The organism is Nostoc sp., from assembly GCF_036916975.1.
Lineage (GTDB): Bacteria > Cyanobacteriota > Cyanobacteriia > Cyanobacteriales > Nostocaceae > Nostoc.
In genome coordinates this window covers 1-26,555 of record NZ_JBALFF010000094.1, presented here as the reverse complement: position 1 = coordinate 26,555, position 26,555 = coordinate 1, and the positions used below count along the sequence as shown (strand labels likewise).

The 26,555-nt window shown below is 42.1% G+C and carries 28 protein-coding genes; 13 read left to right on the top strand and 15 right to left on the bottom strand.

Features of this window, described 5'->3' with window-relative positions; genetic code table 11:
* Nucleotides 1-52 precede the first annotated feature (52 nt).
* Nucleotides 53-184: a hypothetical protein gene (locus V7K73_RS23660; protein WP_334883594.1), complete on the bottom strand. Its 132-nt coding sequence runs from the start codon at nucleotides 182-184 to the stop codon at nucleotides 53-55.
* A gap of 143 nt (nucleotides 185-327) precedes the next feature.
* Between V7K73_RS23660 and V7K73_RS23655 the strand changes: the two genes are divergently transcribed.
* Nucleotides 328-1,065, top strand: a complete 738-nt coding sequence (locus V7K73_RS23655; protein ID WP_334883593.1) for an SIMPL domain-containing protein — start codon at nucleotides 328-330, stop codon at nucleotides 1,063-1,065.
* A gap of 54 nt (nucleotides 1,066-1,119) precedes the next feature.
* Here the strand turns inward: V7K73_RS23655 and V7K73_RS23650 are convergent, their stop codons facing one another.
* On the bottom strand, nucleotides 1,120-1,482 hold the full coding sequence (locus V7K73_RS23650; RefSeq protein WP_334883592.1) for a single-stranded DNA-binding protein: 363 nt from the start codon (nucleotides 1,480-1,482) through the stop codon (nucleotides 1,120-1,122).
* 362 nt (nucleotides 1,483-1,844) lie between these two features.
* Between V7K73_RS23650 and V7K73_RS23645 the strand changes: the two genes are divergently transcribed.
* The 3 genes from V7K73_RS23645 to mreD all read left to right on the top strand — a co-directional run bounded on the left by V7K73_RS23645 (nucleotide 1,845) and on the right by mreD (nucleotide 4,381).
* On the top strand, nucleotides 1,845-2,852 hold the full coding sequence (locus V7K73_RS23645; RefSeq protein WP_334883668.1) for a rod shape-determining protein: 1,008 nt from the start codon (nucleotides 1,845-1,847) through the stop codon (nucleotides 2,850-2,852).
* 101 nt (nucleotides 2,853-2,953) lie between these two features.
* On the top strand, nucleotides 2,954-3,739 hold the full coding sequence (gene mreC, locus V7K73_RS23640; protein ID WP_334883590.1) for a rod shape-determining protein MreC: 786 nt from the start codon (nucleotides 2,954-2,956) through the stop codon (nucleotides 3,737-3,739).
* A 24-nt stretch (nucleotides 3,740-3,763) separates the two neighbouring features.
* Nucleotides 3,764-4,381, top strand: coding sequence for a rod shape-determining protein MreD (gene mreD / locus V7K73_RS23635; RefSeq protein WP_334883588.1), 618 nt, complete (start codon nucleotides 3,764-3,766; stop codon nucleotides 4,379-4,381).
* 477 nt (nucleotides 4,382-4,858) lie between these two features.
* Here the strand turns inward: mreD and msrB are convergent, their stop codons facing one another.
* The 3 genes from msrB to V7K73_RS23620 form a co-directional block, all read right to left on the bottom strand.
* Nucleotides 4,859-5,353: a peptide-methionine (R)-S-oxide reductase MsrB gene (gene msrB, locus V7K73_RS23630; RefSeq protein WP_334883586.1), complete on the bottom strand. Its 495-nt coding sequence runs from the start codon at nucleotides 5,351-5,353 to the stop codon at nucleotides 4,859-4,861.
* Between the two features lie 153 nt (nucleotides 5,354-5,506).
* The gene (locus tag V7K73_RS23625; RefSeq protein ID WP_334883584.1) at nucleotides 5,507-6,733 is read right to left on the bottom strand and encodes a cytochrome P450 family protein; all 1,227 of its coding nucleotides are present in this window, start codon (nucleotides 6,731-6,733) and stop codon (nucleotides 5,507-5,509) included.
* Between the two features lie 105 nt (nucleotides 6,734-6,838).
* Entirely contained in the window at nucleotides 6,839-7,432 is a 594-nt protein-coding gene (locus V7K73_RS23620) for a TetR/AcrR family transcriptional regulator (RefSeq protein WP_334883582.1), read from the bottom strand.
* Nucleotides 7,433-7,699: 267 nt separating this feature from the next.
* Between V7K73_RS23620 and ssuD the strand changes: the two genes are divergently transcribed.
* The 6 genes from ssuD (at nucleotide 7,700) to V7K73_RS23590 (ending at nucleotide 13,312) form a co-directional block, all read left to right on the top strand.
* Nucleotides 7,700-8,860, top strand: coding sequence for an FMNH2-dependent alkanesulfonate monooxygenase (ssuD, locus tag V7K73_RS23615; protein WP_334883581.1), 1,161 nt, complete (start codon nucleotides 7,700-7,702; stop codon nucleotides 8,858-8,860).
* A gap of 27 nt (nucleotides 8,861-8,887) precedes the next feature.
* Nucleotides 8,888-9,250 carry a beta-class carbonic anhydrase gene (locus V7K73_RS23610; RefSeq protein ID WP_334883579.1) on the top strand — a complete coding sequence of 121 codons (363 nt, stop codon included), beginning with the start codon at nucleotides 8,888-8,890 and terminating at the stop codon, nucleotides 9,248-9,250.
* A 125-nt stretch (nucleotides 9,251-9,375) separates the two neighbouring features.
* Nucleotides 9,376-9,942: an NADPH-dependent FMN reductase gene (gene ssuE, locus V7K73_RS23605; RefSeq protein ID WP_334883577.1), complete on the top strand. Its 567-nt coding sequence runs from the start codon at nucleotides 9,376-9,378 to the stop codon at nucleotides 9,940-9,942.
* A 437-nt stretch (nucleotides 9,943-10,379) separates the two neighbouring features.
* Nucleotides 10,380-10,517: a hypothetical protein gene (locus tag V7K73_RS23600; protein WP_334883575.1), complete on the top strand. Its 138-nt coding sequence runs from the start codon at nucleotides 10,380-10,382 to the stop codon at nucleotides 10,515-10,517.
* A 67-nt stretch (nucleotides 10,518-10,584) separates the two neighbouring features.
* A complete protein-coding gene (locus V7K73_RS23595) occupies nucleotides 10,585-11,898 on the top strand; it encodes an FAD-binding oxidoreductase (protein ID WP_334883573.1) in 1,314 nt (437 codons plus the stop codon).
* A gap of 58 nt (nucleotides 11,899-11,956) precedes the next feature.
* Nucleotides 11,957-13,312 (top strand): (Fe-S)-binding protein, encoded by a 1,356-nt coding sequence (locus tag V7K73_RS23590; protein WP_334883572.1) that lies wholly within the window; start codon nucleotides 11,957-11,959, stop codon nucleotides 13,310-13,312.
* Nucleotides 13,313-13,616: 304 nt separating this feature from the next.
* Here the strand turns inward: V7K73_RS23590 and V7K73_RS23585 are convergent, their stop codons facing one another.
* Nucleotides 13,617-14,366: an S-layer homology domain-containing protein gene (locus tag V7K73_RS23585; RefSeq protein WP_334883570.1), complete on the bottom strand. Its 750-nt coding sequence runs from the start codon at nucleotides 14,364-14,366 to the stop codon at nucleotides 13,617-13,619.
* 453 nt (nucleotides 14,367-14,819) lie between these two features.
* Here V7K73_RS23585 and V7K73_RS23580 point away from each other — a divergent pair, with 453 nt between their 5' ends.
* Together V7K73_RS23580 and V7K73_RS23575 are read left to right on the top strand one after the other, a co-directional pair.
* Entirely contained in the window at nucleotides 14,820-15,659 is an 840-nt protein-coding gene (locus tag V7K73_RS23580) for a hypothetical protein (protein WP_334883568.1), read from the top strand.
* Nucleotides 15,659-15,970, top strand: a complete 312-nt coding sequence (locus V7K73_RS23575; RefSeq protein WP_334883566.1) for a ribbon-helix-helix domain-containing protein — start codon at nucleotides 15,659-15,661, stop codon at nucleotides 15,968-15,970. The genes V7K73_RS23580 and V7K73_RS23575 overlap by 1 nt, the downstream gene beginning before the upstream one ends.
* Before the next feature lie 343 nt (nucleotides 15,971-16,313).
* Here V7K73_RS23575 and V7K73_RS23570 read toward each other — a convergent pair whose 3' ends face one another.
* The 3 genes from V7K73_RS23570 to V7K73_RS23565 form a co-directional block, all read right to left on the bottom strand.
* A complete protein-coding gene (locus V7K73_RS23570; protein ID WP_334883564.1) occupies nucleotides 16,314-16,652 on the bottom strand; it encodes a CpeR family transcriptional regulator in 339 nt (112 codons plus the stop codon).
* Between the two features lie 108 nt (nucleotides 16,653-16,760).
* Nucleotides 16,761-16,841, bottom strand: a complete 81-nt coding sequence (locus V7K73_RS29945; protein WP_442936788.1) for a hypothetical protein — start codon at nucleotides 16,839-16,841, stop codon at nucleotides 16,761-16,763.
* A 421-nt stretch (nucleotides 16,842-17,262) separates the two neighbouring features.
* Nucleotides 17,263-18,183 (bottom strand): ATP adenylyltransferase family protein, encoded by a 921-nt coding sequence (locus tag V7K73_RS23565; RefSeq protein ID WP_334883666.1) that lies wholly within the window; start codon nucleotides 18,181-18,183, stop codon nucleotides 17,263-17,265.
* A 180-nt stretch (nucleotides 18,184-18,363) separates the two neighbouring features.
* On the opposite strand from V7K73_RS23565, the gene V7K73_RS23560 reads away from it, so the two are divergent.
* Nucleotides 18,364-19,632, top strand: coding sequence for an HhoA/HhoB/HtrA family serine endopeptidase (locus tag V7K73_RS23560; protein WP_334883562.1), 1,269 nt, complete (start codon nucleotides 18,364-18,366; stop codon nucleotides 19,630-19,632).
* A 168-nt stretch (nucleotides 19,633-19,800) separates the two neighbouring features.
* On the opposite strand, the gene aroF is transcribed toward V7K73_RS23560, so the two are convergent.
* The 6 genes from aroF to glyQ all read right to left on the bottom strand — a co-directional run bounded on the left by aroF (nucleotide 19,801) and on the right by glyQ (nucleotide 26,372).
* A complete protein-coding gene (gene aroF / locus V7K73_RS23555; RefSeq protein ID WP_334883560.1) occupies nucleotides 19,801-20,859 on the bottom strand; it encodes a 3-deoxy-7-phosphoheptulonate synthase in 1,059 nt (352 codons plus the stop codon).
* 273 nt (nucleotides 20,860-21,132) lie between these two features.
* The gene (locus V7K73_RS23550; protein ID WP_334883558.1) at nucleotides 21,133-21,579 is read right to left on the bottom strand and encodes a PAM68 family protein; all 447 of its coding nucleotides are present in this window, start codon (nucleotides 21,577-21,579) and stop codon (nucleotides 21,133-21,135) included.
* Between the two features lie 12 nt (nucleotides 21,580-21,591).
* Complete coding sequence (gene rpsO, locus V7K73_RS23545) at nucleotides 21,592-21,861, bottom strand: 30S ribosomal protein S15 (RefSeq protein ID WP_041565894.1); 270 nt, start codon at nucleotides 21,859-21,861, stop codon at nucleotides 21,592-21,594.
* 121 nt (nucleotides 21,862-21,982) lie between these two features.
* Complete coding sequence (locus tag V7K73_RS23540; RefSeq protein ID WP_334883556.1) at nucleotides 21,983-22,240, bottom strand: alpha-amylase family glycosyl hydrolase; 258 nt, start codon at nucleotides 22,238-22,240, stop codon at nucleotides 21,983-21,985.
* A 286-nt stretch (nucleotides 22,241-22,526) separates the two neighbouring features.
* Nucleotides 22,527-24,881, bottom strand: a complete 2,355-nt coding sequence (locus V7K73_RS23535; protein WP_334883554.1) for a ComEC/Rec2 family competence protein — start codon at nucleotides 24,879-24,881, stop codon at nucleotides 22,527-22,529.
* A gap of 591 nt (nucleotides 24,882-25,472) precedes the next feature.
* The gene (glyQ, locus tag V7K73_RS23530; RefSeq protein WP_334883664.1) at nucleotides 25,473-26,372 is read right to left on the bottom strand and encodes a glycine--tRNA ligase subunit alpha; all 900 of its coding nucleotides are present in this window, start codon (nucleotides 26,370-26,372) and stop codon (nucleotides 25,473-25,475) included.
* Nucleotides 26,373-26,555: the final 183 nt, after the last annotated feature.

Genomic DNA, 26,555 nt, shown 5'->3' with positions numbered 1-26,555 from the left:
GTACTGGTGTAATTTTTTTAGTTTCCAAAAATGTAACCATTTCAGATTTTGATTATGGCAGTGTCAAAGTAAGAACATACAAATCGGATCTAGCGATCGCACTTGAGTTGTGAAAAACTTGTGGTGACTGTTGACTTTTAACAGCCACCAAAAGATTGCTAAGTAGGTAGGCGTAATTAAACATAAGATAAAACCTCACCCTGCCTCCGGCTTCCCTCTCCTTAATAAGGAGAGGGATTGAGGGTGAGGTTTTATATTTAATTTGACCCACTTACTTGTATACGTTTATTAAAAACATCTGTGGATACTTTGAGGAGTGCAAATCTTATGACTACCGCTTTACCCGGTTCTCAGTTTCCCCAGAGAAACTTGTGGAAAATACTGCCTTTAGCAATGCTATTATGTGTAAATTTTACATTGCCTACATTGGCACAAGAAAAAGAGAAATTGTGGCGAACCCTTAGTGTCAGTGGTCGCGGGGTAGAAACAATACCTACAACTCTGGCGCAAGTCAGTTTAGGAGTGGAGATTCAGGGGAAAACAGCCCAAGAGGTACAGCAAGAAGCCGCCCGCAGGTCATCGGCTCTAGTTGCGTTCCTCAAGAGCCAAAATGTTGAAAAATTACAAACTACTGGTATCCGACTTAATCCAGTTTATAGCTACACGAATAATGTGCAGAGGATTACAGGCTATGCTGCCAATAACACTGTGAGTTTTCGCATTCCTACCGATAAAGCTGGTACATTACTAGATGATGCAGTAAAAGCGGGTGCAACAGAAATTAATGGTATTAGTTTTGTTGCTAATGATGGAGCGATCGCATCTGCTCAAAAACAAGCATTAAAAAAAGCCACCCAAGATGCCCAGCAGCAAGCTGATGCTGTTTTCAGTGCCTTGGGTTTCAAATCCAAAGAAGTAGTGAGCATTCAAGTTAATAATGCCAGTGCGCCTCCACCACCGATGTTTTTAAGGGTTGAGGCTGCCAAAGTAGCTGATGCTTCCACGCCTGTCGTTGGTGGTGAGCAGCAAGTAGAAGCATCGGTGACGCTGCAAATTAGTTATTAGTCATTTGTCATTGGTCATTTGTTTTTGGACTTTGGACTAATGCCTAATGACAGATTAATAATGTTCTGGAGACATATCTCCCGTTGCTCCATCTCCATCTTGCCTAGAACCCAATAAGTCCACTTGGTCTACTAGAATAACCGGTTTAGAGCGGCTAACCCCTGTTTGGCGATCGCTCCAAGCCTCAAACTTCAACGAACCTTTAACGGCAATTTGTTTACCTTTTTGGACATAATTCTTTGCAAACTCTGCTGTCTTTCCCCATAGTTCTAACTCGAACCAGTCAGGTTGATCACTGTTGCGCGATCGCCTTTTTACCGCTAGTGTCAATCTACACTTAACACTACCAGACTCAAAATACTTAATCTCTGGGTCGCCGCCTACACGACCGACTAGGGTGACAAGATTGATACTCATGTGCGTTACCTTTTAGTACATGTGTACTTAGCAATTTAGACTTTCATCATAGCGAATTGTGAAACACTTGAAAATAATGTGTTAAACAGTTAACAATATAGTTGACTTGAAAAATTATACATACTACTAGGAGAAACACATAAAAGTATACGGATATACTAAGCTAACCATAAAGTATCAAAAAACAGACAAGTGAAACATAGTAAATATTCCTGGGAATCATATAAAAATATAGTCTAGTTTACTCAACTCAGGATATAAACATAATCGAATTAACTCTTTCGGTAGTAGTCAAGAAGTATCGCATACAGGGGGCTTAGAGACGCGTGGGTATTTTTAGGAACTTTCGCACATCATGGGATATGGGTATCGACCTCGGTACCGCTAACACCCTCGTTTATGTATCTGGTAAAGGTATTGTACTGCAAGAGCCTTCTGTAGTTGCTATAGATGTCAACGAAAAGGTAGCACTGGCAGTAGGAGAAGAAGCCAAAAAAATGCTCGGTCGTACACCTGGAAATGTGATTGCCCTCCGCCCCTTGCGCGATGGTGTAATTGCTGATTTCGAGATAGCCGAGCTAATGCTCAAAAGCTTTATTCAGCGTGTAAATGAAGGCAAATCTTTAATTTTACCCCGGATTGTCATTGGTATTCCCAGTGGTGTCACAGGAGTAGAAAGGCGAGCAGTGATGGATGCAGCGCACCAAGCAGGAGCAAGAAAAGTTTATTTAATCGATGAACCTGTAGCTGCTGCCATTGGTGCAGGACTACCTGTTGCTGAACCCACTGGTAACATGATCATCGATATTGGTGGTGGGACAACAGAAGTTGCAGTGTTGAGTCTTCAGGGTACAGTGATTAGCGAATCAGTACGCATTGCTGGGGATGAACTGACTGAATCCATCCTTCAGTATATTAAGAAAGTTCATAACTTAGTCATTGGTGAACGCACTGCCGAGGACATCAAGATTCGGATGGGTTCTGCCTATCCTACTAATGATGATAATGACGCCGTGATGGAAATCCGAGGCTTACATTTGCTTTCTGGTCTTCCGCGAACTGTAACAATCAAAGCCCCAGAAATCCGTGAAAGTATGTTGGAACCGCTATCAGTAATTATAGAAGCTGTGAAGCGGACACTAGAACGTACACCTCCAGAACTGGCAGCAGACATTATTGACAGAGGTATTATGTTAGCAGGTGGTGGTGCTTTGCTCAAAGGCATAGATACCTTAATTAGCCATGAAACGGGGATTGTCACCCACATTGCCGCCGATCCTCTCTGCTGTGTTGTGTTGGGAACAGGTCGTGTGTTAGAAAACTTTAAACAGTTAGAACGAGTTGTTACTGAAAGCTCTCGCAATATGTAGCAAAAAAAAATATCAGACTTAAGTTCTATTTGAGTTCTATTTGGGTTTTATATAAATAGAATCCAAGTAGAACTTAATTATTTAAGTATACAAAGGTATATATGGTTACAATACGGCGTTGGTGGGATCATAAAGGGTTACAAATGGGGTTGATAGCGCTAGTAGTTGGTAGTGCTTGGATATTGCGACAAACTCAAGGTGAATTGGTGCTTGAGACATACCAGGCAATTACCCGTCCGTTAGAGATGTTGCAGTCAGGGCCAACTCCAGAAGAACGTCTTAGGGATGCGCGGATATTGGAATTGCAAATCCGGATAGTAGATTTGGAAAGTCAAAATACCAAGCTACAAAATTTATTAGGCTATGTGGAAAAAGAGCCATTGGCATCACGCCCAATTCCAGCGCGGGTAGTAGGACGTAGTGCTGACCAGTGGTGGCAACAAGTTACCCTCAATCGCGGTGCGAATGCAGGGATTCAGGAAGGCTTCATAGTCAAGGCAGAAGGCGGATTAGTGGGTTTAGTGGAGAGTGTAACTCCCAATACTAGCCGCGTGTTGTTAATTAGCGATCTTAAAAGTCAAGTAGGTGTATCAGTTAGCCGCACAGCAGCTAAAGGCGTTTTGCGTGGGGATTCTTCAGCAGAAGCTGTGCTGGAGTTTTATGAAAAAGTCCCAAATGTCAAGGTAGGAGATTTAATTTCCACATCTACTTATAGTCAAAAATTCCCATCTGGTTTGGCAGTAGGACGAATCAAGTCGCTGGATTTAAAGAAACTTCCGGCATCAGTAGCGAAAATTGAGCTTTTTCCGCCAATCCGCTCTCTTGATTGGGTAGCTGTTTATCCAAAGCCAGAAAACCAAGAGTCGGAAACCCAAAAGTCTAAGTAAATTTTTCAAAAAATCCATAGAAAAATGAAGATTCCTGCATTTGGTGGTAGCAGGCAGAACTCGCCAAAATCGTCAGAGCGAAAATCGAAATTCCGAATCCAGTCACTTTCTCGTTGGCATCCCGGTGTCCGTCAGTTGTTGGGTTGGATGGTGACGGCTAGTTCTGTACTGTTATGTTTACTGTTATTGCCAACCCGCCTACCGGGTATGGAATTATTGGGAATTGCCCCTAACTGGCTGTTAATTTGGGTGGTAGCTTGGAGTGTGAAGCGCACAGTCTTTGCCGGAGCATTGGCAGGTATAATTCTGGGGCTACTTCAAGATTCAATGACATCACCTAACCCTACTCATGCCCTTAGTTTAGGTGTAGTAGGAATTTTAACTGCTCTGCTCCAAAAACAGCGTTTTATCGAAGAAGATTTTATTTCGATTGCTGTAATTGTCTTTGTTATGGCAGTTTTGGCAGAAACTATTTTTGGGTTGCAATTAACTTTGATGGGGAATGAGCGCAAGGTAACAGATATTTGGACATATTACCGGCGTGTCGCCCTAGCTTCTGCCATTCTTAGTAGTCTGTGGGCACCTGTGGTCTATTATCCGCTAAATCTTTGGTGGCAGAGGATGAAGTTGTTGGAACAATAGTCAAAGGATTTTGGATTTTGGATTTTAAATTTTGGATTAACCCCGATAATCAAACAACACCGTATCATAGTAGTTAGTGGCATTTATGTTTGATACTTTCTTTTTTGCCTTAAAAAATATCAGGTAAGTCATCTCCTGATTTCCTGACGGCAGAATTTGGAAGCTTTCACTAAGTAATCTAATTGGAGAACGCTAATGTCGAAGGAAAGAAAAAGTAATAAAGAGGTTAAAAAACCTAAAAAAGATCCCAAAGACAAAAAGGAGAAAAACGAGCCAAACAAATAGAAATATTTAGGTAAATAACTTTAGCGAAGACCAAGAGTTGTATTTCTTTAAATTGACAATACTTCGTCCAGTAGCATTGAGTAGGAGAAGTTATTGTCAACAATCTATTCACCCTTGGTCAAGCCTCCAAATTTCATAATTTAGGTTAGTGCGTGCGATGTCTACGACGGGCTATTCGGCGTCGCAACTAAATTAGGCAGGAGTAAACTTCAATGAAACCCCATTCATGCAATAGCGCTTGCCTGTGGGTGCAGGTCCGTCGTCAAAAACATGACCCAGATGGCTACCACAGCGACTACAATGCACTTCAGTTCTGGTCATAAACAATGACCGATCTACAGTAGTAGCGATCGCACCTTCAATCGGGTTAAAAAAGCTAGGCCAGCCAGTACCACTATTAAATTTGGTATCAGATGTAAACAGTGGCAGTTTACACGCAGCACAATAATAAGTCCCATTGTCGTATTCCTTGTCCAATGGGCTGGTGTGAGGGCGTTCAGTCCCGTGTTTACGCAATACATTAAACTGTTCTGGCGTTAAAATCGTGCGCCACTCTTCTTCAGGTTTGGTAATTTCAAATCCACTATTAGAAGTTGTCATCGCTTCTGACCCCCAATTGATATACCTTGATAATAATGCTGTGCCGACTATTACTGCACTAGCCTGTAAAAAATATCGTTTGTCCATATATTTATTATTTTCTATTTTTAGGTTAACTGGGCAATCAACTTTAGTACGGGATTCCCTACATTAATAACTATAATCAGCGATGTGTGACGACAAGCCGCTTTGCGTCTACGCTCTGAATTAGTCCTGATAAACTGAGTATAGTAGGTCAATTTAGAACTTGACAGGAATTGCTTTCACGCCTCGAATAATCAGACTAGAATTCCAACGCAGATTTTCGGGATTGATAGCGAGTCGAATATTTGGCAAACGCTCAAACAGCACTTGAAACGCAATGTTAGACTCAAGCCGTGCCAGAGGTGCGCCAAGGCAGTGATGTATACCAGACCCAAAACCGACGTGTTTATTGTTTTGTCGATCTAGTATTAGGGTTTCTGGATTTGAAAATTTTGATTCATCATGGTTAGCCGATCCAAGTGCAGCAAGCACTAACTCACCTTTGGGAATCAGTGTGCCAGCTATCACCAGGTCTTCACGGGCATAGCGTGTTGTGGCGAACAATACTGGAGGTGTGTAGCGCACAATTTCTTCGACTGCGGATTTCATCAGTGCAGGTTCGTTACGTAAGCGCTCAAGTTCTGCTGGGTGCGTTAGTAATGCCAACACACCATTACCAATTAAATTAACTGTAGTTTCATGACCAGCAGTTAGCAAGAGCGCAATCATGCCAATTAATTCGTCTTCGGATAATCTCGAGCCTTCTGATTCAGCTTGCAGCAGAGCGCTGGTTAAGTCATCTTGCGGATTTAGGCGATGTTCGTCCAAAAGTTGGCGTAGAAAGCTAACAAGTTGGTACAGGCTGGGGATAGCAAGAATACCGTCAATGGGTTTACTGACTTTGACCATGACGTTTGACCAACGATGAAAGGCTGCGCGATCCTGTTCTGCAACACCAAGCATTTCGCTGATTACAACCATTGGAATTGGCAACGCAAAGTCCTGAATTAAATCCATTTCGCCTTTGGCTTGGACGCGATCGATTAGTTCGTGTGCGAGGCGATGAATACGGGTTTGCATTTGCGTGATCAGTCGTGGCATGAACGCCTGATGCACCAGAGAACGCAAGCGGGTGTGATCAGGTATGTCCGAGTCGAGCATATTGCTCTTGAGGGGCTTGAGGAATCCCGGTATCCACATTTTTTGTTGCTTTTTATTGGGATCTTGAGCATTACTACGGTCTTTGACGAGGCGTTCGTCTGCGAGAGCAGCCAGCACTTCGTCGTAGCGGGTGATGATCCAGGCGCGTTCCCCAAACGCTTGAACTGGAACGATGGATCGGCTATCTCGCCAGCGTTTGAAAGTCGGGAACGGATTGGCTCTGAAACTAGGTGAGCTCATATCAACTTGTTCAAGAGAAATGTTCTGGTGGGTTGTAGTCATGATGGTTGCTCTTTAGAGTTGAGTAAGGATCTGATGAAAGTTCAAGGGCGTTTTATAGAAGCAAAGTTAATAACTAATCAGTTAGTTATTAACTTTCCAAAAAAATCATCGTGCTGTTTGTACGTTAGGATCAAGCCCTCGCCATAGCAAATTGATAAAATCCTCAAGAAAGCTGCTTGTGTCAAGGTGAACAGCATTGTTTTGCAAAGTTTGGCTCATGGTGAAACCGACAACGGTATGCAGCATAGTCATAGCCGGAATGGTCGGGTCGCCTCGCACAATGCGTCCGAGCGCCATCTCACGCCCGATGTATGCAGTGAGCGCGGCGAAGTCGGGTTCTATTCCGGGCGGTATGACGATCTCACCAGGTTGTCGTACTGACCACGCCAGCATCATTCGTGGCAGCAACTCACCTGAGTAAGATGCAATCCTTAATGCGATTTTTAGAAGGTCAGAGCGAGTGTCACCATGGCCAATTTCAGTTGCGAGTTCTGTTGCCCAAATGCGATCGCGGGGTGTTTCAGACATTGCAGCGAAGAACAAGGCTTCTTTGGTTGGAAAGTGCTTGAAGATGCTGGCACTTGAGATACCTGCACGATTTGCAACATCCGTCGTGGTGGCACTGAATCCCCGTTCAAGGAAGACTGCACGGGCAGCCTCAAGGATTTGAGAGTGGGTGATGGTTGGAGTTCTAGCCATAGACAAATAATAACTAACTAGTTATTTATTTGTCAATTATCATCTTCATCAACCTTGAATTGTACGACTCAGCGCATTGGTAGCGGCATAGGGACTTTTGCGATCGCTATCTTATTGAACACCGCTTAATATACATTGGTTTGATAAGGATACCGGAGTTTTCTAAAAAAGTTCTTGCTTGGTTAAGTGGAATATGTGATACTGTAAAAATTACAAATAAAGAACGGTAATTCGATAGAATTACCGTAGTTTAGAAGGACAGGATTCATGCAGCTACTATGGTTCATCCCAACTCATGGCGACGGACGTTACCTTGGAACAGCTACAGGTGGTCGGGCAGTAAGCTTTCCCTATCTCCGGCAGATAGCCCAAGCGGTGGATGACCTTGGTTATACAGGGGCATTGCTACCTACAGGCCGCTCTTGCGAAGATGCTTGGATTGTAGCATCTTCGCTGGTATCACTAACGCGACGGATGCGTTTTTTGGTGGCGATTCGTCCCGGCTTAGTATCACCTGGGGTAGCAGCGCGGATGGCGGCGACTTTTGATCGCGTTTCTGAAGGACGCTTGCTGATTAATGTGGTGACAGGTGGCGATCCCGTAGAGTTAGCGGGGGATGGCTTGCATTTGGATCACGATCAGCGCTATGAATTAACAGATGAATTTTTGACAGTATGGCGAGCGATCGCTAGTGGAGAACAAGCCAATTATCAGGGCGACTACCTTAATATCCAAGATGGTAAACTGCTGTTTCCACCCGTCCAGAAGCCATATCCCCCCTTGTGGTTTGGCGGTTCCTCTGCTGTTGCTCAAAAAATTGCTGCCAAGCATGTAGATGTCTATCTAACTTGGGGCGAACCACCGGCGCAAGTAGCCGAGAAGATTGAATCAGTTCGCAGACTTGCACAACTAGAAGGCCGAACTTTGCGGTTTGGGATTCGCCTACATGTGATTGTGCGGGAAACCGAGAGTGAGGCTTGGGATGCGGCGAATCAATTGATTAAGTATGTAGATGAGGAAGCAATAGCTAAAGCCCAAAAAGCTTATGCCCGGATGGATTCAGTTGGACAACGCCGAATGACTCAGTTACACCACGGTAATCGTGAGTCATTAGAGATAAGCCCGAACCTGTGGGCGGGAGTTGGTTTGGTACGGGGTGGTGCGGGAACGGCCTTAGTCGGCGATCCCCAAACCGTAGCTGCCAGGATGTTGGAATATGCTTCTTTGGGTATTGAGTCCTTTATTCTCTCTGGCTATCCCCACCTAGAGGAAGCTTATCGAGTTGCAGAACTTCTATTTCCCCATTTGCCCTTAGAGAATCTGCCAGCAGTAGAGAAGCAACATGTCTTAAGTCCATTTGGCGAGATTGTGGCAAATGAAGATTTCCCTAAGCAACAGCATCAAGAAAGAGCAACGTCCATATCCTAGTAATTAAGAACTAGAAAATTACCAGCCATGTTGCACGAGGAAATTGACCAAAAAATCTCAGAAAAAGAAGCATGGGCATTGCGTCGTCAGTTAGGGATACCTAATAATAAACGCTTGTGGGTGCTGGCTTGCATGGACGAACGTTTACCTGTAGAAAAAGCATTAGGAATTGGTGAAGGAGATGCTCATATTTTCCGTAATGCCGGGGGCTTAGTGACGGATGATGCTATTCGGTCAGCGATGTTAACTACACAGTTTTTTGGCACCAAAGAAATCATCGTTATTAATCATACCGAATGTGGCATGATGACAGCATCAGGAGATTTTCTCACTGAGATATTGCGAAATCAAGGTATTGACGTGGATCAAGTTAATGTCGATCCTGCTTAAGTAGAGAGTATGAGTTTGCGCCGTCCCTACAAACGTCTGAGTGATCAGGTCAATACAGCATCAGCTATGAAGACCAAAACCACAAAACATAGTCAACCCATTTTAGAAATTGGGAGTTTAATTCAATGACTCATATTCTAGCGATCGCAGGTAGTCCAACCCATCCATCTAGAACTTACGGTTTTGTCGAATACACTGCCAAGCTTTTACAACAAGAAGGCTTGCATGTAGACATTATTTCAGTTCGAGATTTGCCTGCTGAAGATTTAGTTTTTGGACGTTACGATAGCCCTGCTTTAGAACAGCCAAAAGCTTTATTAGCAAAGGCAGATGGTGTAATTATTGCCACCCCAATCTACAAAGCTGCTTACACAGGAGTACTAAAAACATTTCTAGATTTGCTGCCACAAAAATCATTGACAGGTAAACCCGTGTTACCAATTGCTCTTGGTGGGACGATCGCTCATTTATTGGCAATTGAATATGCACTCAAACCTGTGTTATCTGAATTAGGAGCGCGGCATATCCTAGCTACTATTTATGCGGTAGACAAACAAGTTCAACGACAAGCCGATCACAGCGTCCTGTTAGATGAGGAAATTGAGCAAAGACTCAAAGACGTTCTCAAAGAATTTGTGAAAGCTGTAGAATATGATGCCGCAGCGCCTCAAGAATTGGTTCATGCCAATTAAATAGTCAAGTTTATACCTCCGTTTACTCGTAGCGGATGGGTAATTTATACCCCTCTGCTACCTTTTTTTAAAATTAATTAAAGCAACACAAATTTATTCTCAGAAATTACACTTTTAGAGCGAGATTTAAATCAATAGACTATACCTAGACTTATCTAGTCTATTCATTTAATACTAGTGTTATTTATGCTTATTTACATAAAATATATTGTAAATATGCCAACTTTCTCCTAACTCTAGCTGTAGTAGATGAGGAAATTCCACTCATCTACTATTTTTTTCTGGTAATTTCAAAGCTTATAAACAAATTCCCAAAATTATAGATTGCATAAGGTATTACACTTATCCAACCTAAGCGCGATCGCTCTTAATACAAGAGCATCATAAACTTTATTCAGTTTTAACAAAGCTCAACTTTTTACCAGAAGAGTCGGTAATTGTTAGCTTTTTATCTAAGCGATCGCTTGAAAAACAACTTTATTTTAGTTTGGCTAGCAGTGAGCGCTGATTACAAGCTAGCGTTGGCGCAACCCGCCGTAAGCATCGCTCCCTATATTAAAACCACCGTAGATTAATGGCAATGTGCTTTTTTGGTCAGGTTAGCCAGTAAATTAGATGTAGGGCATAAAAAAAATAAACTCAATGAAAGCAATGTCTAACGACAGGCCGCAAGCCGTCTGCGCTTCTGATTTTGCATCTATTGTCGGCGAAGAAAATGCTGTTTGCCTTTGGGAAAATATCGAACTCAATCAGCAAAAACGTATCCAACAGGCTGTAGCTTCTGGGAAACTTCCCAGTTGTATTGTCTATCCTCGCACCCAAGAACAGCTAGCCACAGTTATCGCCACAGCTTACACAAATAACTGGCGCGTCCTCCCCTGTGGTAGTGGCAGTAAACTCAACTGGGGTGGTTTAGCCAAAAGCATTGATGTTGTAGTCAGTACAGAACGCATCAATCAACTGATTGAACACGCTGTTGGCGATTTGACTGTCACGGTAGAAGCTGGGATGAAATTCTGTGATTTGCAAACGCTTTTGGTAAAGTCGCGGCAATTTCTCGCCCTTGACCCCACTGCACCAGAATCGGCAACTATTGGCGGTATTGTTGCCACAGGTGATACAGGTTCGCTGCGGCAACGCTATGGTAGTGTGCGCGACCAGTTACTAGGTATTACTTTTGTGCGTGCTGATGGACAAATCGCTAAAGCTGGGGGAAGAGTAGTTAAAAATGTTGCCGGATATGACTTGATGAAGTTGCTTACTGGGTGTTATGGCACATTAGGCTTTATTAGTCAACTAACTTTTCGCTTGTATCCACTATCAGAGACATCGGGGACGGTAGTACTAACGGGTAAAGCTGAGGCTGTATCTCAAGCGGCTGATATCCTTCGAGGTTCAGCTTTAACACCAGTTCAGGCTGATTTGCTATCGACTAAATTGGTGTCTAGCTTAGGTTTGGGTGAAGGACTGGGATTAATTGCTCGCTTTCAAAGTATTAGTGAGAGTGTTAAGGAACAATCAAACAGAGTTTTGGAAGTAGGGCAAAAGTTGGGTTTAGATGGGGCAATTTTTGCCGATGGTGATGAAGCTAATCTATGGCAGAGATTGCAAGAACGAATACATACTACTGCTACAGAATCAGTAATTACCTGCAAAATAGGAGTGTTACCTACTGCTGCCGTGGAGATTTTGACTCAGGTGGAGTTAGGTTTAATTCATATTAGTAGTGGTTTAGGTTTGTTACAATTAGAGAGTAAAAATCAAGTTTTGAAAGTGCGTGATCGCACTCAAGCTCATAGTGGTTTTTTAACAATCTTGTCAGCACCAATGGCGGTTAAAGAACAAATAGATGTTTGGGGCTACACGGGCAATGGTTTGCCGTTGATGCGGCGTATTAAGGAACAGTTTGATAGTAAGAATATTTTAAGTCCTGGTCGGTTTGTGGGTGGAATTTAGTTTTAACTAACCGCAGAGACACAGAGAACGCTGAGATAGAGAGGGGAAAGGTAAAAATATGCAAGTTTCAGAAAATTCTGTTAATAATACAGCTAGTTTAAAGAATTTGAAGGGGTTTGATGTTAATCATCCGCCTGACCCAAAGTTAATTGATAGTTGTGTACATTGTGGATTTTGTCTCTCGACTTGTCCGAGTTATCGGGTGCTGGGTAAGGAGATGGATTCTCCTAGAGGACGTATCTATTTAATGGATGCAATTAATGAGGGTGAGATTGCTCTAAATACGGCAACTGTAGAACATTTTGATTCTTGTTTGGGGTGTCTTGCTTGTGTGAGTACTTGTCCTTCTGGTGTGCAGTATGACAAGTTAATTTCTGCAACTCGTCACCAAGTTGAACGGAATTATCCCCGCAGTTTACCAGATCAATTTTTTCGTCAACTGATATTTTCTCTGTTTCCCTATCCCAACCTTTTACGGATTTTACTAGTTCCGTTGTTGGTTTATCAAAAGTTGGGATTCGCTAAATTTTTTCGCGCTACGGGTTTACTCAATAAAATATCGCCCCGTTTGGCAGCAATGGAATCTATTCTGCCAGAAATTACTCTCAAATCTTTTCAGGATAATTTGCCTACTGTGATTCCCGCTAAAGGTGAAAAGCGCTACCGAGTTGGGATGATTTTGGGTTGCGTGCAACGGCTGTTTTTTTCCCCAGTGAATGAAGCAACTGTGCGGGTTTTAACAGCGAATGGTTGTGAAGTTGTGATTCCGAAATCTCAAGGTTGTTGTGCGGCGCTTCCCGAACACCAAGGACAAACAGAACAGGCGAAAGCTTTAGCAAGGCAGATGATTGATAGTTTTGCTAACACAAATGTCGATTTTGTAATTATCAATGCTGCTGGTTGCGGTCATACTTTGAAGGAATACGGTCACATTTTAGAAAGTGACCCAGAATATCGGGAAAAGGCGAAGGATTTTGCAGCTAAAGTTAAAGATGCTCAAGAATTTTTAGCAACTGTTGGCTTAACAGCAAAACTTTCACCACTGACTGATCAACCTTTGAATTTAGTTTATCAAGATGCTTGTCATTTATTGCATGGACAAAAGATTAGTGTGCAACCGCGTCAGGTGTTGCGGCAAATTCCAGGGGTGAAGTTGAGAGAACCAATAGATGCAGCTTTGTGTTGTGGCAGTGCTGGAGTTTATAATATGCTGCAACCGGAAGTTTCTGAAGAATTGGGTCGGCAAAAAGTGCAGAATTTGTTGAATACTGGTGCTGAGTTAATTGCTTCTGCTAATCCGGGGTGTACTTTGCAAATTACGAAGCATTTGCAATTACAAGGTAAAAAGATTTCAGTTATTCACCCGATGGAGTTGTTAGATTATTCGATTCGCGGTGAAAAGTTGAAATTGTAATAAATGAGGGTGCGTTAAAATAATTCGTAATTCGTAATTCGTAATTCGTAATTCGTAATTAAGTTTTGTGACGGGGATTTAGCGCAAAGTGCGGTCTTGGGGTTTCCCCCGCCGCAGGATGCGCGGAGCGCTGTAGAGGAGCAACTTTGCATTCGCAGTCCCCGACCCAAAACTTGCTTATTTTTTGAACCGGGGGATTTAAACCCACGGTACTCGGTTAAATTCTGTCTTAACGCACCTTACTATTAAATATTTACTTTAAAACTGGGCTACTTTTAATACATTAAACAACGCAGAATTGGTCTTACCTCCTAAGACAGTTGAGCATCCGTAATGTGGCTGCTGCTGCATAATTGCGCTGTGTCCCAAGATTAGGATAAAAGGCATTTCCAGTTTCATTGACGGGAGTTGCAACACCACAGTAGGCAGACATTTCTATAATTTGCTTGTGCGCCCAATGATTAGATATATCACTGAATGCGATCGCCTGCTGCAAGTTTATCATACCTGAACCTCCTCCCCCGTCTTCGGCGTACTGAACGGCTTTACGCAATACCGCCATCAACTCAGCACGGGTTACTATTTGCGTAGGACGAAAAGTGCCATCAGAATAGCCTTGCATAATCCCGTTATCTTTTGCCCACTCAATCATTGCAGCACTCCAACGAGTTACCTTTACATCTGGGAAAGGCTGGCTGGTCACTTTCAATAAGTTTGCTGCTGCTGCTGGTGGATCATGTGGCACAGTCAAAGGGCTGGCAGGTATCTTACTAAGCGCGTTTATTACCATCGACATCATCTGTTCCCGTGTCAGTCCTAACGTGGGACGAAAGGTATTATTAGAAGTAAAGCCTGCAATAAGCCCTTTCTGAACAGCCTCTTGAATCTCTTTGGCATAAACATCAGCGTCAACATCGGTAAACCTTGGGACTTCAGCAACTACTGGTTTAGTCATAAAAGCGCATAACAATATAATCGCAGTAGCACCTGCGAAAGTTTTAGCAGTTAGTGAACCCCAAAAGAAGTTAAAAGTTTGTTTTAGTAAAGGTTTCATAATGGATTGAATGGTTATTTTTGTAGACGTTGCTCTCTTTAATCAGGTTTCTTAAAGTTATTAGTTATAGGACTTACGCATTGATAATAAATCGCAAATATGCGTAATTTAAAAACCACATTTTTGGTAAGCGCACAGCAATCTTCCCTACAGCATGGCCTATTTGCGTAGTTTACCGCCGTAGGCATCGCACGATAATTAAGAAAAGCCTGAAAACTTCCTCAAGATCGTTAATTCACATCACAATGCATTTGTAGAGTGCGTAAGTAAAGATATAGCGGTTCCCATTCAGAAGCGGTACAACATTATATCGCGGGGTGTAGGAACACGGCACTGCCGTACCCCTACGGATGTATTTCAGGTAAACGAGAAGCGCTATATTACCAAATAAAATTACTTGGCAATCCTCTCAGTGCGATCGCATCCCAACTTACCACAGGGTAGAGGAAAATAATGAATAGCTTTTTAGATATCACTAACAAGTGTCAAAAACCTACAATTGGAGCTTTAAAAGAAGCATTGAAAGAAAGAGACAATTTATCTAATTCTGAAAGCAACTTTATCACGTATATGGCTGGATTCTCTCATTATGAATTTGCAGAAAGTCTATTCGATGAATTTGGATTAAAGTTTATCAATAACAAATCAATTATTTTTGATAGTCTTTACAAGAAGTTTCATCTCAAGGTTTTAGTTAATGATTTAATTGATTTACCATGCTTCAGTTTCGACACGATAGAAATACCAGATGTTAATAAACCACCAATTTTCATAAATCGTTCATTCAGTAATTGTATTGCCTGGAGAAATCAAGATGGATCTTACGTCAAAAATATATACCAAGAGTTGAAAACTCTAAATATTCTTCAAATTCAACAGTATTATGAAGATCATATACTTGGATTACAAGAGAATATATTTCCTTATGAAGTAATTGAGCAGGAATTAATTTATGTTGTCCACATAACAACCGTCCAAAGAAATATTGATATTAATTTGACTGCTGTATTAAGTAGAATCAGCAATCCCATTTTTGTCAATAATTATCATAACATCTCTAGTTTATCTATATCTAAGTTGCGGGAACATGATGATGCTCATCATATTCTACTGTCTAGAATAAACTGGTGTGTTCTAGGGGTTGAAAATTATAAAGAGGTGACAACTTTTTTGGATGAAATTAAAGCTAGTTGCACTGTGATTTTCTATAGAGGTAAAGAATATAATTACTTTGATTATTTCATTTCAAATGTTCGGAATTTCCTTCTACAAAATGTTGACTTGTCAACCTGATGACAGGGCAAACGCATCTAAATATTGACGAGCCTGAATCAGAGTTAAATACACCAGGACTCAAACCACATAAGGCTTTGAGAAAATTAAATCTGATTAACATCACTTTGCCAGATGAGACAATTGAACTAATTGATCAAGTTATTGAAAAAGGCGATTTTTCAGAGGAGACGCTACGCGATCGCAGTCAATTCATTAACGAAGCTGTACAATATTATATTGCTCAGAAAGCCTTAATCAATCTAAGAGAACAGTTAAAAGAGGGAGCCATCCAACGGGCAAAACGCGATTTGGAGTTGGTGAAACTTTGAGACGATGTTTGGCGATAAGGTGCTACGCGTCTACGCACTTTATAGAATTATCTCATGCGATGCCTACGGCGGTAAACTACGCTAGATTTTTAACTTGTACTAAAACGTTTGTCGTTTACAACTAACATTAATTTATCAAGTTTTGGAAAATTTTTTAGTTATATTCTCTAACAAACTTAGACGGCTAACTGTTAATAACCAACAGCTAATCATTATAAAAAAATTAGCAATTAGACATTAACAATTAGCCGTCAACCCCCTTAGGGAGTATTTAAAATTCAAAACTTAATTTTGAATTGTAGTATAGACGCCTGTCAGAAAGATTTCCGCAGGATAGTAACTCTCAAACACGCTCATCAAATTTGGTGTATCCACTACCAGATTTTATCCAGTATTGTTTCAAAGTATGATGAGGCGTATGCAAACTAGCTTTTGCCTGATATAAAATGACTTGACGATGATCGCCCATCCAAATTTTATTAATGGGTTCAACGGATATTACTGTTCCTCCTAAAGAAGCCACACATTGAGAGAATCTTTCAATGGTGGTATATTCTAATGTCTCGAAGATAAAAAAGTTACCCGAACAAATCAAGTGGCGACTGCGAATCCAGCAGCGCATCTTTTTTTCAGCTTGTGGAGGTAACATTTTAGATTTAACAGATTCAAGCTGAATCGACATAAAGCGCTCACCGCACATAATTCATCAACAAAACTTTCCCGTTTTTCAAACTGCCAAAGACCAGGGGCTGGCCGCGATATTTGCTTGTGGGTTTCAATATCCATACCTTTATCTAGATTTATCCAGACAGATTTCTACCACCGCCGACTCATCGACGGATAGAGTCTCAATGTTAGTATTAGAAAGCACTTGCTCAAAGTGGGTGAATACTAAATAATGATCGGTATGGTGCGATCGCCATCATCCAATTGAAAATTCAAAGAGTTCAGTAATATCCATTATAAAAGTGATTTCAAAAAGTAGCTTACAATCCAAAAAGTATCTTGGCTAAAAAGTTATTCTCCCAGCCTGGATGCTATCCTCTTTAATCATAACCGCATTCAGAAGTGCTAAGTGCTGTTAGCTAATAGCTATGGTTTAGTCGGTGCTGAGTTAGGAGTACTGAGTTATTATTCTCCTGGTTATTCCCAGCCCCTTTTTCATCACGAGACGCAAACGCGAGAGCGTCTACGTTTTTCAACGCAAGCGTATTGCCTAAAAAATTTGATATCTGCGTTTCGGAGTCAGGTATATAATTTGATCCAAATATCTTCGTATATATTGCATCAACTTAGCATACAGCAACGCTCTTGAGGATAGTCATCGGTTTTTGGGCTTTGAGAATCTCCATTTCTGCTGCATTCCGCACTAGTAAAGCACCAGCGAATCCTAATGAATTCACAGAGATAGACTGGAAATGCTCCTGCGATCGCGGTACGATTAACATCCATTCTCGTGTCGCTAGCAGATTGTAAGCACCAGTTCCCACAGAATGTAGCAAAGTCCGATAAACTTCCAAAGTTGCTTCTCCCCCTGCCAATGGCGACTGCACCCAATCGGGATTTAATGGTGCGAAAGCGTGTACAAAAGGAAGTTTTGGTATTGCGTTGGTAAAGCCCACCGTTGGCATAGCGGACGCACCAGAAGGTATCGATTCCTGAAATTGTGCTGCTGTTAGCAGAGGTTCAATAGGTATCTGCGGCCCAGAAGGTGCAAGTGGTAGTGGCACTAATTGCAAGTGCTTGTGTCGCTGACTCGCACCTGCGGTTTTACCACTGTTGTAAAAAACTAAACCATCGAAATCAGCTAAACATGCCCACATAGCTGTAAAATCTTCCAGAGTCAGCAAACTTTCCTGTTCCTCAAAGGCGCGGGTGATGATTAGCAGGTGATAATCAACAACATTGAATTTATTCAAGATACATACATGGGTATCAGAAATATCCGCCACAAATAAATCTTGTTCGTAGGGCAAAAAAGGATTAAACTCTTCACCAGAAGTAGCAGATTGTTTTTCCTGGTTCTCCTTAGCTGCTTTTTTGCGATTCAGGTTAGACAAAATCCGCACCAAAAAGCCCACGCCATCCTGTTCAACAAATTCAAATTCTGTCGGAATCGAGAGTAACGCCCCGCATTGCAAAGCATGTTCAGTCCGTTCTTTAACACTTGTCCATAAAGTGCCAGGTTTAAGTAAGATTTTCCCCTGTGCCATTTTTATTCCTTCAGGCATATTCATAGAACACGCAGCGCTGTGCGCCTCTACGAATGACTATAATTCAAATACGGTTCAGTAAAATACCAAAGTTTTCACAACAACGCAATACCTGCGCAACAAAACTGTCACAAATTATATCTACATTAGTAATACATCTAAATATCCTTCCAGACAGCAATGCAAAACGAATCTCGCGACAGAGAACACCCATCAAATAGCATTTCACATAACACTGCTGAAGCCACATACCGTAATCGAGCACCCTGGAAAAAGGCTGCCGCCTCTCTATCGCTGGTGCTGCTGGGATCAGGTATGACATTGGCAGGCGGCTATATGGCTGGACACCCTCAGCAGGTGTCTGAAAGTGCATCTAATTTGGCAGTGAGTCCAGTAAATGCTGCTCCTCCATTAGCAGCTACCACAGATCCTAACTTTGTTACCCAGGTGGTGCAAAAGGTGGGACCTGCTGTAGTGCGGATTGACTCTTCACGAACCGTAAAAACCCAGATACCAGATGGATTTAACAACGATCCATTTTTTCAACACTTTTTTGGCTCTCAAATACCAGAACAACCACAAAATCGGGTAGAACGGGGTACTGGTTCAGGTTTTATTATTAGTGCTGATGGTCGTATTCTCACCAATGCTCACGTAGTCGATGGTGCTGATACAGTAACAGTAACCCTCAAGGATGGGCGTACCTTTAAAGGTAAGGTGTTAGGAAAAGATGAGTTGACCGATGTTGCTGTTGTCAAGATTCAGGCGGACAATCTACCGATAGTAGCTTTGGGTAACTCAGATAAACTCCTACCCGGAGAATGGGCGATCGCTATCGGCAACCCCCTTGGATTAGATAATACAGTAACTACCGGAATCATCAGTGCTACCGGGCGTAATAGCGATCTAATCGGCGCTCCTGATAAGCGAGTAGAGTATATTCAAACCGATGCAGCGATTAATCCCGGTAACTCCGGTGGACCTCTGCTAAATTACCGTGGTGAGGTAATTGCCATGAATACAGCCATTATTCAAGGCGCACAAGGATTAGGCTTTGCTATTCCTATCAACACAGCCCAACGCATTTCCAGTCAACTAATAGCTACAGGCAAAGTAGAACATCCTTATCTGGGAATTCAGATGGTAGGGTTAACGCCTCAGCTAAAACAAAATATCAACTCAGATCCCAATAGCGGTTTGAGTGTGAATGAAGATAAAGGTGTATTAGTTGTAAAAGTTGTGCCAAATTCACCAGCTGCTAAAGCAGGGATACGGGCTGGGGATGTGATCCAAAAGCTTGGCGGACAAGCAGTCACAGATGCCAGCAGTGTTCAAAAAGCAGTAGAAAATAGCCAAGTCGGGGGCGATTTACGTATGGAATTACGTCGCAATGGGCAAAGTCTTAACATAGCTGTACGACCTGGTGCTTTCCCCACACAAGTACAGTAATCGCTGTGGTGAACCGTTTTGAGTAGAAATAAGGGCATGGCAATGCCATGCCCCTACGAGAAATCTATATGTATCAGGATTTTTGTGAATTGGTATTAGATCAGACGGACAGTTAGGCGATCGCTTCTAGTATGCTGAGATAGGCGATCGCAAAGTTGCAACTGAATTTTAAGCTAGAGCCACTGCTGGTTGCTGCCAGCGTCCCACCGCCTTACCAATCACTGCTAATTCTTGCATCAAGCTATCGAAACGATCTGGTGTGAGAGATTGCGGCCCGTCGGATAAAGCTTTGGCAGGGTTGGGGTGAACCTCTATCATCAGGGAATCTGTGCCAGCTGCCAAAGCAGCCATTGCCATTGAAGGCACAAACTCAGACCACCCTACGCCGTGGCTGGGGTCAATCATAATTGGTAGGTGAGTCAGCTTTCGCAACACTGGCACTACTGATAAATCCAGTGTATTTCGCGTATACTGACGGTCAAAAGTGCGTATTCCCCGTTCACACAAAATTACATTAGGATTGCCAGATGCCAGAATATACTCTGCTGCCATCAACCAATCTTCAATAGTAGCTGCCATTCCCCGCTTCAACAGAACTGGTTTCGGCTGCGCTCCCACTTTTTTGAGCAATGAGAAATTCTGCATATTCCTTGCCCCCACCTGGATTACATCAGCAATTTCCGCAATTTTATCCAGGTCAGCAGCATCCATCACTTCTGTAATAATACCTAGTCCACTCACTTCCCGCGCCATCGCCAACAAATCCAAAGCACTCTCGCCGTGTCCTTGGAAGGCGTAAGGTGAAGTCCGGGGTTTGTATGCCCCGCCGCGTAAGAATGTAGCTCCAGCCGCTTTGACGCGCCGCGCTGTCTCCACAATCATTTCTTCATTTTCTACGGAGCAAGGGCCAGCAACCACTACCAAAGGCTGGTGTTCACCAAATACCACCGCTCCATTAGGAGTATTAACCACGACTTCCGAAGCTTCGCCGTGGCGGTACTGGCGGCTGGCTCGTTTGTAAGGCTGCTCTACCCGCAACACTTGCTCAATCCAGGGGCTAAGTTCCTGAATTTGTAGTGGATCTAAGCTGGCGGTTTCACCTACTAAACCAATAACTACTTTGTGTTGACCAACAATTTTTTCTGGAGTTAGCCCCCAGCTAGTTAGTTCTTCATCAATGCGGTTTATTTCCGCCTCTGGAGAACCACTTTTCATTACTATAATCATGTAAAAAGTTCCTGATTATTAATTGAGTAAAATTTTCTGTAAATTGACTAATTTTATTGTTACTTATTAGTCTAATTACGAATACTTAAAAACAAAATTTATTTACAAAAGATAGCGCTCAGTCAGTATTTTTACTGCTTAAAAACTGGATACAGGGTATAAAAAATATTAAATCATTTTAATTAGCAATGTTGAAGTTATAAAATTTCAACTTCAACATTCACTTCTTCATTTACCCAATACCGCAGTTATCTAATACCTGAGCGCCGTTAATTATGAGTTTTTCTGCCGACTTTCGCGCCAAACTGCCACCATTCGTCCCCAATTGGTGTTGAACTCACCCAAACCCAGCAAACTTCCGACTCTTTCTTCATCCCAAGAGGCAGAAAGAACGCCATAAGTTATCCCTAAAACCCCCAAACCAAATAATCCCATGTTCACCAATAACACGGCGATGGGAGGTAGTTGGACTTTAGAATAGATAGCAAGCAGATAGCTGACAACCAGGACGCTAATGCCCAAAGCTGTTGGTACACCACAGAACCCAGCTACCCGGCGGATCATGCGCTGGCTGACTACTTGGGGAATAGCCATTTCTTGTTTTGTGTAAGACCGTTTTCTATCAGCCTGTTTGCCAGATTCTTGTGGCTGTGCTGGTTTACGGCGCTTTTTGTTTGGTTCAAAGGGCAAGCGACTGCGTTCAGATTCTTCAGCAGACATAAGCGGTAATTCCTATCCACGAATACCGAGACGAGCAATCAAAGCTTGATACTTTTCCCGGCTTTCCTGCGATATATAAGCTAGAAGACGCTTGCGCTGACCAATTAGCTTTAACAGTCCCCGCCGGGAAGAATGGTCTTTTTTATTTGCCTGGAGATGTTCGCTGAGGCGGTTAATGCGCTCAGTTAGCATGGCAACTTGGACATCGGCCGACCCAGTGTCGGTTTCGTGAACTTGGTAGTTGGAAATTATTTCTTGTTTCCGCAGTTGCGTCAGAGCCATGATCGATTCAATTTCTAGTTTTTCTAAATGTATGTAGCAGTCTCCCATAATATCACAGCCATCAAGGTGGATGTAGAATCATCTTTGCTCCTACGCATTGCACTCTAGGAGACTAAGTAAATCAGGAGCCATCAGTATGCTCTGGTAGTAGATCCGCTCCTGACAACAAAGACCAATTAATATTATGTGGCTTAGTTACATCTTCGCTTTTTTGCTGATATTCGCCAAACTCTTCTCCCATCCACAGCATTGGTATACCCATCGCTGTCATTAAGAGAACAGCTGCTAACTTAAGTCGTTTAAATGCTTCTGCGTCAAAGATACCGCGATCGCCTAATTCTCGCAATAGACGTTGGCGATCGTGGGTTGCCAATCGCATAACCCTGGCGCTTGGGATCTAAAATTTGTTTTAGTTGTTCTAAGTCAAATCTTTCTCCACAAATATATGGAACTATAAAGTACCGAAAACTTTCATGCCAGCAAGCATCTAATGGACTATTTGGACTATATCGGGAATATGTTCAGCAATATTGTAAAACTAGTAAAATGACCTTTATCAGAGCTTTTGAGAGGTTACTTCCTTGCGAATGACTATACATCTATCTTTAGTTAGTCTTGCTTAAAAATAAATATTATTTTTTTAAATTTACTTGGTTTTGAGTTTCTTATAAGACAGAAGACTTATTTTCTGTAGCTTCAATAAATGCCTCAAACTCACCGTTAGGCGTCCATTGAATAGCCCCATCTCGTCCTGTAAAAAATAGTTTGGTTTGGCTTTGATTTAGTTCCGATAAAGCTTTTGTATCAAAGTTGGCAGAAGAAGCGATCGCTACTTGTGGTTGCAGAGCAATAACTAAATCTTTTAATGACTGAGGGGCGCACCATAACACTTGGGGACGAGGTAAATTACCACTCTTAACTAGTTTTTGTACCTCTTGAGACTTGATATTACCTACTAATAACCAATTTTGCTCTAAAATTTGCAATTGTAAAATAGGTAATTGATCGTTGATTAATTGCGCCACTATTGAACCGGTTTTCACAGCTTGACCAACTTCTAACGCTTGGTAAGCTCCTTGATACTTTTGTAGTTCTTGTTGGATTGCCTGAGTCGCAATGGAATTTTCTGGTTTAGGGGAATATTCATAAAAGTTTTTGATAGGTAAACGTTGCAGTAATTCCAACCAAGCATTACTTTCATTGCCTTGGAAATGAGTTGCGATCGCCCAATTAATTTGATTTACACCCTGCTGCTGCAAAAACGGTAGAATTGTGAAGCGTCCTGTACCTTCATCGCCACTATTAATTACAGTTACAGTACCTCTATCTTCAACAACTACAATTGGTTCCGTACCAGATTCTAATACAGTTATCCTAAACAATGTATTTTTAGAATGCCAAAGGGGGATGAATACTAAAGCAATCGCAATCAAATTAGCAAACCACCACCGCTTTTGCCACCAAGGAACTAGCCAAACCATCATAATCAGTAGATAAATCGCCAAAAGCTGCCAAGTAGATATACTCCCTACAGCAACAGAATTTCCTGGCAGCTTACTAAAAAATTCCACTAGCTTAATTAGCCAATCAGTCGGGTAATGTAATACCGCAGCTAAAAAACTTCCAGCCTGAGTCCAAATTAAACCTACTAAAGCGCTGATGATTCCACCTATACTAATAATCGAAATTAATGGAGTACTAACCACATTCAACAACAAACTATAAGATGGTACAACCCCAAAGACAAAAAGTTGCACAGGTAAAGTCCAAATAGTGGCAGCTAGGGGAACAGCAATCAAAGCTGCGATCGCAGGTGGAAGCCATGCTAGACGATTGACCAATGCGGGTACTGTTACGATTAATCCCAGTGTTGCTAAAAAACTCAATTGAAAACCTAAATCCCAAATCCATAGAGGATTAAACACTAATAATAAAGTTGCCGCTAATAGTAATGATCCGAACTGTTTTACCTTCCTTTTTAATAGCAAACCAACTAATGCTGCAAAACCCATAATTACGGCTCTGAGAACCGCAGGTTGAAAACCAGTTAAACTCAGAAAAATAATTAAAGCCAAAAAACCAATGGTAAATTGGGTTGCTTTTTTTGCACGCCTTGTTAACTGTAAGATCACACTCAAAATCAAAGAAGTTTGGAACCCGGAAGCTGCTAAAGCATGAGCTAATCCGGCTTGTACAAACAAATCGCGGATATCGTAAGGTAAATCAACAGCTTTGCTACCTAAAACCATTGCACTGACAAGAGGTCCTTCTGGGATACCCAACCAACGAACTTGCGATCGGACAATTCGTTCCCGGATTTGCCACCATCCCCATTTACGTTCCTGATCCAAAACATTTATTTGTCGCCCAATCAAACCCGCGAACGTTCCTTCTTGCTTGAGAAACTTTTGAAAATCGAAACCACCAGGATTGGAAGCCGCCTTTGGTTTGTACAAAATCCCAGTCACAGCAATTTGTTGACTAGGGTATAACCCAGTAGCTTGAAGAATAGGCACTGTCACATACAATTTCCCTGTCACCCCTTTTGAGACATCTGCTGAACCCTTTTCATTTTTAACCTCATCTAGCTGAGTCACTTCCAACCAAAATTGTCCTCGTTGACTGCGAGTTAAGCGGGGATTACTCGCCACTTCGCCACGAACAATTACAAGTTGCTCTTGATTACTGCTATTTCCCGCCGGGACGAACTGACTAATATCTTTTGCATCTGGTTGCGGCACACGCCATTGAAAATATATAGTTGCCAATAATCCCACCAAGCCAGCAGCTAACCATATTCGAGGATGGGGAATAGTTTGCCAGGTATTAGGCACCGCCTTTGTTTTGCTTCCAGCATTTTCAGATTTCTGAGCAAATTGTCGCAAGAGAGTGCGTCTTCTGAAGATCATTGCTCCCACTATCCCCAGAAGCAAAACCCACACACCACCCCAAGGAACTGCTGTAAACAGCAACCCAAAAATGTAGCCAAGACAAATAATTACACCACTGGTTTGAATCATAAGATTTTTTGTAAAAGCACCTGACAACCCGAATTTGCAGATGACTTAAAAATAGCTATGGCTGCAATAGAGAAAAATCAACATTGTTGAATTTGGCTATGAAATTGAAAAATAATATATTCCAAACTTTTATTATCTGCGCTTGGAGCGCCTCTGCGTGAGTTTTTCATCTCTGTAATCAGCAACAGCGAAAAATTTTTATCCTTGTGGTGAAATATAGCCTATCAAGTACAAATAAAGCCCGCACAGGCGAGCCTTATCCTTGTAGCTTTAATCTTTTAGACTCAATATTTAACCGTATTTCTGTCCTTTAGCAAAAGCCGTATAATAGTGAAAGATATACCTACCTTAAACCTCAGCGCAGCATGGATAAACAGAACACAAACTCGTAGCGAATTTAATTTGGCAAGACTCTGCGTGTAAAAATGTTAACATTTTACACAAATTTATACTTAGTACAAAATTTTGCAAGATCTTAGCGAATCCTCTAAAAAAACTCTGCGAACCTCTGCGCTTTCCTCTGCGTCCCTTTGCGTTAAAAAACGCTACGATTTTAGCCAAAGCTGTACTTAGTTTATTTATCCGCACCCTTTAGGATATTGGGCTTACTGTTGAACTCACAGTATCTTTTAGCAAAGGAAAACCCAACTTCTCCCTTTGCTCAATATATAAATGAGCCACCTTTCTAGCCAAATGGCGAATCCTGGCAATATAGCGAGTTCTCTCCGTCACCGATATAACACCTCTAGCATCCAGCAGATTAAACGTGTGTGAACACTTCATTACATAATCTAAGCTAGGCAAGACCAATCCTCGCTCCGTCAATTGGGTAGCTTCTTGCTCATACAAATTAAATAATGTCAGTAGTAACTGAGGATTTGACGCTTCAAAGTTGTAAGTACACTGCTCAATCTCTCCCTGAAGATAAATATCACCATAACTAATGTTGTCCGTCCAATGAATCTTAGTAATTGCCTCTACTTGCTGGAGATACATTGTCAGCCGCTCTAACCCATAAGTAATCTCAATCGACACCGGACGGCAATCAATACCCCCACACTGTTGGAAGTAGGTAAATTGAGTAATTTCCATTCCATCTAACCATACTTCCCAGCCAGTGCCCCAAGCTCCGACCGTCGCATCTTCCCAGTTATCCTCTACAAACCGAATATCGTGGTCTTCAGGACGAACATCTAAAGCCCTTAACGAATCCAGATAAATCTCCTGAATATTATCTGGCGACGGCTTAATCAGAACTTGGTACTGATAATAGTGTTGGAAGCGATTGGGATTTTCGCCGTAGCGCCCATCTGTCGGGCGACGGCATGGTTCAACGTAGGCAACAGCCCACGGTTCCGGCCCCAAAGCTCTTAAAAATGTCTGCGGATTCTTAGTACCAGCCCCCTTCTCAATATCGTAGGGCTGGGCGATGAGACAACCGCGATCGCCCCAAAACTGATGCAATAAAGCAATAACGGACTGAAAATTCACCCTTGCTCCTTCCTGACTTGGCACAGTGCATAAACCATTGTTGCCTAGAACCCCGCACTGTGGGCAATTTCAGCAGACGAAAAAGCCATCCCAAAATATTTGGGAAAAATAGTTGACAGATTAAGGTAGGTTGGTTATATTGAATAAGTGCCTGAAGCAAAGAGCTTTATAGCTTGATGGTTT